General features: G+C 49.2%; 10 protein-coding genes and 1 rRNA gene. 10 read left to right on the top strand and 1 reads right to left on the bottom strand.

Features of this window, described 5'->3' with window-relative positions:
* Positions 1-20: 20 nt before the first annotated feature.
* From tatA to EDM59_RS22975, 3 genes are all read left to right on the top strand, one after another.
* Complete coding sequence (tatA, locus tag EDM59_RS31640; protein ID WP_092271021.1) at positions 21-383, top strand: twin-arginine translocase TatA/TatE family subunit; 363 nt, start codon at positions 21-23, stop codon at positions 381-383.
* Between the two features lie 18 nt (positions 384-401).
* Positions 402-1,175, top strand: a complete 774-nt coding sequence (tatC, locus tag EDM59_RS22970; protein WP_122925743.1) for a twin-arginine translocase subunit TatC — start codon at positions 402-404, stop codon at positions 1,173-1,175.
* Between the two features lie 145 nt (positions 1,176-1,320).
* The gene (locus tag EDM59_RS22975) at positions 1,321-1,731 is read left to right on the top strand and encodes a hypothetical protein (RefSeq protein WP_122925744.1); all 411 of its coding nucleotides are present in this window, start codon (positions 1,321-1,323) and stop codon (positions 1,729-1,731) included.
* A gap of 21 nt (positions 1,732-1,752) precedes the next feature.
* On the opposite strand, the gene EDM59_RS22980 is transcribed toward EDM59_RS22975, so the two are convergent.
* Positions 1,753-3,063: a CAP-associated domain-containing protein gene (locus EDM59_RS22980; RefSeq protein WP_122925745.1), complete on the bottom strand. Its 1,311-nt coding sequence runs from the start codon at positions 3,061-3,063 to the stop codon at positions 1,753-1,755.
* Positions 3,064-3,327: 264 nt separating this feature from the next.
* Here EDM59_RS22980 and groES point away from each other — a divergent pair, with 264 nt between their 5' ends.
* From groES to EDM59_RS23015, 7 genes are all read left to right on the top strand, one after another.
* Entirely contained in the window at positions 3,328-3,612 is a 285-nt protein-coding gene (gene groES / locus EDM59_RS22985) for a co-chaperone GroES (protein ID WP_049742269.1), read from the top strand.
* Between the two features lie 48 nt (positions 3,613-3,660).
* Positions 3,661-5,292 (top strand): chaperonin GroEL, encoded by a 1,632-nt coding sequence (groL, locus tag EDM59_RS22990; RefSeq protein ID WP_122925746.1) that lies wholly within the window; start codon positions 3,661-3,663, stop codon positions 5,290-5,292.
* Positions 5,293-5,537: 245 nt separating this feature from the next.
* Positions 5,538-6,848 (top strand): ABC transporter substrate-binding protein, encoded by a 1,311-nt coding sequence (locus EDM59_RS22995; protein WP_122925747.1) that lies wholly within the window; start codon positions 5,538-5,540, stop codon positions 6,846-6,848.
* An 81-nt stretch (positions 6,849-6,929) separates the two neighbouring features.
* Positions 6,930-7,895: a carbohydrate ABC transporter permease gene (locus tag EDM59_RS23000; protein WP_342769234.1), complete on the top strand. Its 966-nt coding sequence runs from the start codon at positions 6,930-6,932 to the stop codon at positions 7,893-7,895.
* A gap of 16 nt (positions 7,896-7,911) precedes the next feature.
* Positions 7,912-8,733, top strand: a complete 822-nt coding sequence (locus EDM59_RS23005; RefSeq protein ID WP_246011193.1) for a carbohydrate ABC transporter permease — start codon at positions 7,912-7,914, stop codon at positions 8,731-8,733.
* Positions 8,730-9,506 (top strand): HAD family hydrolase, encoded by a 777-nt coding sequence (locus EDM59_RS23010; RefSeq protein WP_122925748.1) that lies wholly within the window; start codon positions 8,730-8,732, stop codon positions 9,504-9,506. The genes EDM59_RS23005 and EDM59_RS23010 overlap by 4 nt, the downstream gene beginning before the upstream one ends.
* Before the next feature lie 270 nt (positions 9,507-9,776).
* A 16S ribosomal RNA gene (locus EDM59_RS23015) occupies positions 9,777-10,041 on the top strand; the annotation flags it as partial.

Genomic DNA, 10,041 nt, shown 5'->3' on the forward strand with positions numbered 1-10,041 from the left:
GGAAAAAGGAGTGAAAGAGCATGAGTACAATTGGGATTCCTGGACTGATTTTGATTTTGATTTTGGCACTTGTATTATTCGGACCGAAAAAACTCCCGGAATTGGGACGTGCCGTCGGTCATACTCTTAAAGAATTTAAAAACGCGACCAAAAGCTTGACGAGCGACGACGACGATGAAGAAGAGGAAAAGGAAAAGCGCAAGCAGCAGACCAAAGAGGCACCTGTTGCTGCTGCTGTCGTCACGGAGAAAGATGCGTTTGATCGCGAAAAGCTCGAGCGTGAAATTCGCGAACGTCTAGAGCGTGAGCGCATCGAAAAGGAAATTCGCGAAAAGATGGAGCAGGAACGCTCCCAGATGGAAAAGGAACAACAAAAGGCTTAATTGGGCAAGGTGGTAGCCATGAAGGATCAGGAAATGACAGTGGTTGAGCACCTGACAGAACTGCGCAAGCGCATTATGTGGGTGTTGGCCGTATTTATTGTCGCTTTGATTGCCGGCTTCTTTTTGGCTGGTCCTCTCATTGAATATTTAAAGCAAGAACCCATTGCGGATGGCGTGCCGATCATTTCCTTGCATCCGTCCGATGCGCTTCGTGTGTACATGCAGTTCGCGTTTCTGATCGGGATTGTCGCTGCATTGCCGGTGGCGCTCTATCATTTATGGCGCTTTGTTTCACCCGGATTGAACGTGAAAGAAAAGAGAGGCTCTCTCTATTTCATCCCGGCGGCGTGCTTTCTGTTCATCGTAGGGATTCTGTTTGGCTACTACGTGGTCTTCCCGATGATCATGCAGTTCATGACCAACATGACAGCGACGATCGGGGCGGATCCCAACTACGGGATTGCCGAGTACTTCGGGTTTATGTTCAACATGGTGATTCCGTTCGGTGTGCTCTTCCAGCTGCCGATTATCGTCATGTTCCTCACTCGGATTCGGATCTTGAATCCCATGAGGCTCGCCAAAATGCGCCGTTTCGCCTATTTCGGTCTGGCTGTGGTAGGAATTGCCTTGACTCCGCCTGAAATTGTGAGCGACATTTTGGTCACCATCCCGTTGCTGCTGCTATATGAGCTGAGCATTTGGCTGTCGCGAGTGGTCTATCGCAAGCAGCTGCAGGAAGAGGCAGAGTGGGAAAGCGAGTACGGCTACGAGACGGAAGGTACCGTTCGCTAGAAGAAAATGCATGTCAGTAGAAAGACTCCTGTTTTTTGACAGGAGTCTTTTTTGCATTCATCGGCTCTCTTTGGGCGAAAGTCTGCGGAAGAAGTTTTCCGAAGTGGTCATACTAATACGGTTATGATAGGGGGTGCTCACATTCATGTGGCTGATACTAAGTTTGGCGCTGTTTTTCTCACCAGTTGTAGCGACGACAGCAGAGCCGGTCGAGATATTTGACTCGGACCAGCAAAAGGTGGTAGCGACCTTCGACAATACGGAGGCCCTGCAGGAAGAAGCGCAGCAGCTTTTAAAGAGTGTAAGTGGACGTGTTCTGGAGTTGAATCCATCCCTGGACCACGTGCTGATCGTGAAGATCCCGCTGACGCCTCCCAAAAAGCTGGTCGTTCCTTCCGCCGGGATCCAATTCGATATCGCAGAAATGTTTGTGATCATGCCCAAGCAGGGTAGCAGGCCGCCATGGCTGATCTTGCACACGAAGCAGTACGAGACAGTTGTCGTTGAGTTCTCCGGCAGTGTCAAAAAGCTGAGGGAGCAGGTTCATTTGCCGTAAGTGTCCCCAATCTGTTCGTCCTTATTGGGCAGGAGTCAGGAATGTTTGCGTATAGTAATCGGTGATGACGCCGACTCCCAGCTGGGTGAAGCCCTTTTCCAGCACGTTTTTCCGGTGCCCGGGACTATTCATCCAGCTTTCGTGGGCTTCGATGGCGTCAGGATAGCCTGCGGCGATATTTTCGCCAGCCATCCGATACGAGATACTAGCCTGTTTCAAACGTTCAAACGGGTCACTGCCTGTCGTAGCGGATACATGGTCAAAAAAGTCGTTGCTTTCCATATCGCGGCTGTGCCCTCGCGCCACCTCGGCAGCCTTTTCGTTCCATTGAAGGGGAGGCAGCTGGGCACGGGACCGCGCGACATTGACCAGATCGAGAATCTGCCTTTCATAGGCGAGGTTGACCCGCTCACGTTCTTGTACGCTCAGCGCAGGTGGATCAAAATCTGGAGCCTTTCCCTGATACGTCCATCTCGTTTCATAAAAACCTCCACGCAGGAGCATTTGAGTATCGATCAAACGCAGCGCTGTCACCTTATCGTTGTTTTGCTTGTCCAGATAGTAGATCGATGCCGTTCCGTTCTCCATGACGAGAGGTCGTTGCTGTTTCTGGTTGGTGATTTGAACATTTGCGCCCATGTAGGAAAAAGAGACGACGTTCTGCAAAGGATGCTGGCGCTCCAGAGCTTGCAGGGCAGTTCCTACGCCGATATCTCCCAGCTTTGCCTGCGGAGCGAGAGAGTACAGATCTACGACTTTCCCGTTTGTGCCGATGCCGACTTGTACATACTTGGAAGGATTGCTGTTATAGATCCACCATTGGTAGCCGAGGCTGCTGGGCTCTTTGCGAGCGGGAGCTCCCAGCCGCTTCGTCACGTCTGCGGAAGACATGCCGAGTGTAAGGCCAAAGAGGGAATTGGGCTGCTCGACTGGGGCCGTTGTCTTGGGCTGTGAAGCGACAGCTGTGCTCGTATTTGCAGGCTTTGCGGCAGGAATGGCAGTGGGAGCTGGAGTCTCGGACGGTTGCTTTGCCAGTGTGGCGGGAGGTTGTCCTACCCAGGCAGAGTACGAGGAATCATCCCAGCCGACCGGTTTGTTCAACTGACTGCCGATTACAGATAAAGGCACGTAAAGGGTGCCTTTGTACTCCAACGTTGGGGGCAGATCTTGGGTTGACTCTGATTTTTGGCTGGAGATGACTTCGCGTCCATCCCAGTATAAGGTGGAAGGATAGAGGTTGACCCGGATGAGGGACGAGTGATCGGATGTGAAGAAACGGCTGATGCCCGCAATAGAGAGGACTGTCAGACCGATCAGCAGCCATTTTCGCATGTGCTTGCTTCCTCCTTTGATAGCTTGTCTGATTCTCTATCTGATTTATATGAGTGAAATGGTTTAGTAGAACACATTTTGCTAGAGGAGAAATCTTAAGAGAGTTGATAACGAATTGGGGGACAGATGGAAAAAAGTGAGGGAAACTACTTGCAAAGTAAGTAGTGATTCATTATTATAGGAATTGGGTGTTAGCACTCATATCACTCGAGTGCTAACAACGCAAAATTTGTTTACCTACATTTTTTGAGGAGGGTGTTTTTAGTGCTTAAGCCATTGGGTGACCGTGTGGTAATCGAAGCTATCTCCAAAGACGAAACGACTGCAAGCGGTATCGTTTTGCCTGATTCTGCAAAGGAAAAACCGCAAGAAGGCCGCGTAATCGCAGTTGGTTCTGGTCGCGTAGCTGACAACGGCGAGCGCATCGCGTTGGAAGTAAAAGACGGCGATAAAGTAATCTTCTCCAAATACGCTGGTACTGAAGTCAAGGTAGACAATAAAGAATACCTCGTGCTGCGCGAATCCGATATCCTGGCGATCATCGGTTAAGACATAGGAAATAGAACGAAACAACACATAACAGGAGGTAGAGATTAGATGGCTAAACAAGTGAAGTTTTCTGAAGACGCACGCCGCTCGATGCTCCGCGGTGTGGAAACATTGGCAAATGCGGTAAAAGTAACCCTCGGTCCAAAAGGCCGTAACGTGGTACTTGAGAAAAAATTCGGTTCTCCGCTCATCACCAATGACGGTGTAACCATCGCAAAAGAAATCGAACTGGAAGACGCTTATGAAAACATGGGTGCTCAACTGGTTAAAGAAGTAGCTACCAAAACCAACGACATCGCTGGTGACGGTACTACGACTGCAACGGTTCTGGCTGCTGCTATGATCCGTGAAGGTCTGAAAAACGTAACGGCAGGCGCGAACCCAATGGTTATCCGCCGCGGTATGGAAAAAGCTGTTCGTGCAGCTGTGGAAGAAATCAAATCCATCGCGAAGCCAGTTGAAAACAAATCTTCGATCGCTCAAGTAGCGGCTATTTCCGCTGACGATCAAGAAGTTGGAAACCTGATCGCAGAAGCAATGGAAAAAGTGGGTAAAGACGGCGTAATCACCGTTGAAGAATCCAAAGGCTTCGTAACCGAGCTGGAAGTAGTAGAAGGTATGCAATTCGACCGCGGCTACGCTTCCCCTTACATGATCACTGACACTGACAAGATGGAAGCGGTTCTGAACAACCCTTACATCCTGATCACGGACAAAAAAATCTCCAACATCCAAGAAGTTCTGCCTGTACTGGAGCAAGTTGTACAAAGCGGCAAACCTCTCTTGATCATCGCAGAAGATGTTGAAGGCGAAGCGCTGGCTACTCTGGTAGTGAACAAACTGCGTGGTACCTTCACAGCTGTAGCGGTTAAAGCACCTGGCTTCGGCGATCGCCGCAAAGCTATGCTGCAAGATATCGCTGCTCTGACTGGCGGCGAAGTAATCACAGAAGAACTGGGTCTGGACCTGAAATCCACGAAGCTGGAGCAATTGGGCCGCGCAGGAAAAATCGTGGTTACCAAAGAAAACACAACGGTTGTTGAAGGTGCTGGCGACAAAGCGAACATCGAAAGCCGCGTAGCTCAAATCCGTCAACAAATCGAAGACACCACTTCCGATTTCGATCGTGAAAAACTGCAAGAGCGTCTGGCTAAACTGGCTGGCGGTGTAGCAGTGATCAAAGTGGGTGCAGCTACTGAAACTGAATTGAAAGAGAAAAAGCTCCGCATCGAGGACGCTCTGAACTCTACTCGCGCTGCAGTAGAAGAAGGTATCGTTCCTGGTGGTGGTACTACTCTCATCAATGCAATCAAAGCTGTTGAAGGCGTTAAAGTAGAAGGCGAAGAGGCTGTAGGTGTACAAATCGTACTCCGCTCCCTGGAAGAGCCAGTTCGTCAAATCGCTGCGAACGCAGGCCTCGAAGGCTCTGTAATCGTAGAGCGTCTGAAAAAAGAACCTGTAGGTATCGGCTTCAACGCTGCTACTGAAGAATATGTAAACATGCTGGAAGCTGGTATCGTGGATGCTGCGAAAGTAACTCGCTCCGCGCTGTCCAATGCTGCATCCGTAGCGGCTATGTTCCTGACTACTGAAGCAGTTATTGCTGACAAACCAGAAGAAAACAAAGCTCCTATGGGTATGCCTGATATGGGCGGCATGGGTGGCATGGGCATGATGTAAGAATAAGAAAAGCGGCTCTCCGTTTTTCGCAAAGAAGAGGCAGACAATCGTCTGTCTCTTTTTTGTGTTTCCCGCCAAAACGAGTTTGCTCATCTTTACCTAACTTCCATTTATTGTTAATCAAAAAATGCAGCTTTTTTCGAAAATTTGTTTCTGAAACTGGAGTTTGCATACTAAACATTACTACAAAGAGAGAAACACAGAAGAGATAGGCATCCATTATCTTTTATGGAGGAGATTTGGTGATGAGACGTGTAGGGGTCTGGCTGTTTTGTGCGATTCTGATGCTGGTGGTGAGTGCGTGTAGCAGCAGCTCGACTACGCCCACAACAGGCGAGCAAGCGACCGGAGCAGCGCCATCACCTGCTGTTGAGCCGGCTAAAGGGGAGCCGGTCGAGCTGGTGATGTACAGCTGGCGACCAGAGGACAAGGATGCGTACGCCAAGTTTATCGCGGAGTTTGAGAAGCAGCATACCAACATCAAAGTGAAATTCAAGCCGTTCAAATCAACGGAGTACAACACGATTCTAAGCAATTCTCTGACGGCAGGCACAGGAGTGGATATTGTTCAATTGCGTCCGTATTCGGGTGCAACATCGATTGCCGATGCGGGATACCTTTTGCCGATTGACGATGTAAAAGGCGTACAGGAGATCCCGAAAGCTTATCTCGACGCAGCTCGTGGCAGCGACCAGAAGGTGTATGGAGTACCTCTTTCTATCAACTCGGCTGTGATTTTCTACAACAAAAAAGTATTTGAGGACAATGGGCTGCAGCCTCCGCAGACGTGGGATGAGCTGATGCACGTCTCACAAGCGCTGCAAGCAAAAGGAATCGTTCCCATCGCCCAGGCGGGAAAAGCAGCATACCTTTTGTCGATTGCCCATAGTGTGATTGGAACAAGCTCCTACGGCGGCAATGAGTACGTCGATAAGCTGCTCGCAGGCGAAGTGAATTTCAACGATCCGGCCTTCAAGGAGTCCATTCAGCACATGCAAGAGCTGGCACCGTTTTTCCCGCCTGATTTTATCGGTATTGATGACAAGGATGCCCAAGCGCTCTTTTACACCGGGAAGGCAGCTATGTACATCAACGGCAGCTATCGCCTGGAAACGTTTGAAAAGCAAAGCCCAGACCTGCCGATCGATATTCTCCCTGGCCTCGCCAAAGAAAAGGGGGGAGACACGCCGATGATCAACTGGGTAGACGGCTCCTATGGTATCGCAAAATCAACCAAGCACCCGGAAGAGGCAAAAATCTTCATGGAATTTCTCGCCTCCAAAGAGTTTGGTCAGATGTTCAGTGATGATTTGAGCCGCTTGAGTGCTATCGCCGGCGTGACACCGAAGCATCCTTTGGTACAAAAAATGACGCAGCTCAGTGAAAAGAGTATGGCTCCCTATCTGATGCTCGTTCACTTCGGGGAAGGTACGCCCACGACCAAGACGACCTTTGAAGACTCTTTGCAAGGAATGTATATCGGCAAGCTTACGGTGGATAAGGTAGCGGAGGATACCCAAGCTTCTGCTGACAAATGGTTCAAACCGAAAAAATAGCCGCACGTCGAGTAAAAGAGAGGTACAGCCGGGACGGGGCACGGGGCGCTTGGCTGTACCTGTTTTTGGAGGAGGGGGCACATGAGTATGCCTGTGACGGACAAAACGGCAGCCGCCAAGAAAGAGTCTGCCAAAGTATGGAGAGGAAACTGGAAAAGGCACTTGGTCCACTTGTTTTTGCTGCCGGCACTGCTCTTCTATATATGGTTTCAGATCTACCCCATCTTCTCAGCCTTTTTAAACAGCTTTTTTGCCTGGGACGGGCTGAAGCGGGGAGCATTTATTGGCCTTGAGAATTTCGTGCGTCTGTTTACGGAATCGCCGTTTCAGGAGACCTTTTTTCGAGGACTCGCTCATAACGTCATTTTCTTCATCGGTATCGTCCTGACCAAGCTCGTCGTGGCTTTTGTGCTGGCGCTGTTCATCAACAGCAAGATCCGCGGAAAAGAGTTTTTCAAGATGGTGATCTTCATGCCAAAGCTGCTGTCTGTGATCGTGGTCGGGTTTTTGTTTAGTCTGATCTTGAATCCCACCTACGGAGCGTTAAATACCTTTCTCAAGTTCATAGGCTTGGAAGAGCTGGCGAGTCCATGGCTGGGGAGCCCGGATACGGCGCTCTACACGATTATTTTGGTCAACAGCTGGTACGGATTGGGGTTTGCGGTTTTGATCTTCCTCGCAGGCTTGCAGGCCATCCCTTCGGAAATCTACGATGCAGCCAAAATTGATGGTGCCTCGGGTTTAACCATGCTGTGGCGGATGACTGTTCCTTTGGCGATGCCATCCATTATGGTGATGACGATTCTGAGCTTCATTGGGGCATTTGAGACGTTTGAGCTCATTTTCGCGATGCAAGGCTCTCAGGCAGGACCCTACTATTCAACAGATGTCCTGGCGACCTACTTTTATCGTCTCGCCTTTGGGTCTGTTGCGGGAGGGGAATCCATCGGGCTCGGATCAGCGTTGGCAGTTGTGCTTTTTCTGATGATCTCGAGTGCGACGGCAATCCTGCTCTTTTTCTTCCGTCGCAAGGAGTACGAACAATAGAAGGGAGGACATAAACGTGACCGTAAGACTTGGTCAGTACGCGAAGTATGCGATTCTGCTTCTCTTTGCCTTTTTGGCGCTCTACCCTATATTTTTGATGATTGTCTCTTCATTCAAAAGCAATATGGAGATTCTCACTTCACCTCTGGGGCTTCCGCATTCGTTTTCTTTAGAAAATTACGCAGAAGTATGGGGCAGAGTAAACTTCGGTACGTATATTTGGAATAGTATCTACGTCAGTGGCTTGTCTGTGTTCTTCATTTTGTTCATCTCTTCGTTGGCTGCCTTTTATCTTTCCCGTTATCCGTTCCGGTGGAATCCGTATGTGCTGTTTTTCTTTATGCTAGGCTTGATGCTCCCGATGAAGCTGGCGATTCTTCCGCTGTATATGATCATGCTGCAGTTGCAGCTACTGGATACGTTGACGTCATTAGTTATTCTTTACGTAGCTGGAGGGATTCCTTTTGGGGTGTTTGTGTTCTACGGGTTTTTCAAGACACTCCCGACGGAGCTGGACCAATCAGCTAGGCTAGATGGATGCAATGGCTTTCAGGTGTACTATAAGATTATCCTGCCGCTAATGAAGCCAGCGCTCGCCACCGTAGGGATTGTCCATCTAATTGGGGTGTGGAACGACTTTTTTTATCCGTTGATTTTTTTGAAAAGTGAGGAGCTGAGCACGATACCGCTTGGCGTGCTTACTTTATTTGGGGAGTATGATACAGAGTGGAATCTACTGTTTGCTAGCCTGACAATTTCATCATTACCGATGATTATTGCGTTTTTGTTTGCATCCAAACAGTTTATCGAAGGACTGACCTCGGGGGCGATCAAATGACGAAGAAACGCTGGGTTACGTTTGATTTAGACGGTACACTCATGCAAAACCCTTTTGGAGCGTGGGTTTTTCCGGAGATTGCAGAAGCGGTCTCCGGTATGCTGGGAAGGCACTATGATGTTATTTCGGAAATGGTGGCAGAGCATGAGACACGCATGGGATTGGGCCGCTATGTGGAGGCGTATGATTGGGATGATATCCTGCGGGAGAGGTTTCGCGAGCTGGGCCTCTCTGATCCGTTTGAGATTGAGGGGCTAGTCCGGAAGCATTCGGTATACCCTAAAGTCAGATTGCTCGAGGGGGGGATACAGGAAGCTTTGACGGATTTGCGGGATCGCGGGTATTCTTTAGCCGCAGTGACAAATGGATTTTACAAATTTCAGGCGCCGGTTATGGAGGCGTTGGGCATTCTAGATTTGTTCGAGGAAGTGGTTACGCCAGAGCGGGCAGGTGCCGGAAAGCCAGACCCAGCTATTTTAAGGCATCTGGATGGTCGCATCGTGGCTCATGTGGGAGACCGATTAGACCACGATGTGCAATTGGCCAATCGCAGCAGGATCGCTGGCTTATTGATTGATCGGGATCTTCCTGAAGAATTGAAAGCCATAAGCCCTGATAGGAGAGTGCAGGATCCCAGAGGGATTCGTCTCCTATTCAATAAAGGGAAGAGAGAGGACAAAAAGGCCTCGTGGAACGTACTGCCGAATGAGCTTTTGCCAGCAGCAATGATTCATTCCGTGCATGAAATTCAAGGCATTGTGGATGCCATGTAAAGAAAGTTAAAATTCATCGTGATTTCTGCTTGCGTTTTTGTTTTCAACTTGATAAGATAAGTCTTGTCGCTTTTGAGGGTAATTTTAAAGAGAATGAAAAAAAGTTGAACTTCTAAAAATAACCCTTGATTTTCGAGACAAGACCTGATATAGTTTAAAAGGTCGGCGCCACGAGCGCTAACAACGAAAATGCTCTTTGAAAACTGAACAGCGAAAGCGTTGATGAGTCTATCATGAAATGATTTGCCAGCTTTGAACCAGATACAAACTTTATTGGAGAGTTTGATCCTGGCTCAGGACGAACGCTGGCGGCGTGCCTAATACATGCAAGTCGAGCGAGTCTCTTCGGAGGCTAGCGGCGGACGGGTGAGTAACACGTAGGCAACCTGCCTCTCAGACTGGGATAACATAGGGAAACTTATGCTAATACCGGATAGGTTTTTGGATCGCATGATACGAAAAGAAAAGGAGGCTTTAAGCTGTCACTGGGAGATGGGCCTGCGGGGCATTAGCTAGTTGGTGGGGTAATGGCCTA

It is taken from the genome of Brevibacillus nitrificans, from assembly GCF_003710965.1.
Lineage (GTDB): Bacteria > Bacillota > Bacilli > Brevibacillales > Brevibacillaceae > Brevibacillus > Brevibacillus centrosporus.

Coding starts and splice junctions, on each gene's coding strand:
- EDM59_RS22980 (WP_122925745.1), bottom strand. CDS start 3,063: ATGCGAAAATGGCTGCTGATCGGTCTGACAGTCCTCTCTATTGCGGGC.
- tatC (WP_122925743.1), top strand. CDS start 402: ATGAAGGATCAGGAAATGACAGTGGTTGAGCACCTGACAGAACTGCGC.
- groL (WP_122925746.1), top strand. CDS start 3,661: ATGGCTAAACAAGTGAAGTTTTCTGAAGACGCACGCCGCTCGATGCTC.
- EDM59_RS23010 (WP_122925748.1), top strand. CDS start 8,730: ATGACGAAGAAACGCTGGGTTACGTTTGATTTAGACGGTACACTCATG.
- EDM59_RS22975 (WP_122925744.1), top strand. CDS start 1,321: ATGTGGCTGATACTAAGTTTGGCGCTGTTTTTCTCACCAGTTGTAGCG.
- EDM59_RS23000 (WP_342769234.1), top strand. CDS start 6,930: ATGAGTATGCCTGTGACGGACAAAACGGCAGCCGCCAAGAAAGAGTCT.
- EDM59_RS22995 (WP_122925747.1), top strand. CDS start 5,538: ATGAGACGTGTAGGGGTCTGGCTGTTTTGTGCGATTCTGATGCTGGTG.
- tatA (WP_092271021.1), top strand. CDS start 21: ATGAGTACAATTGGGATTCCTGGACTGATTTTGATTTTGATTTTGGCA.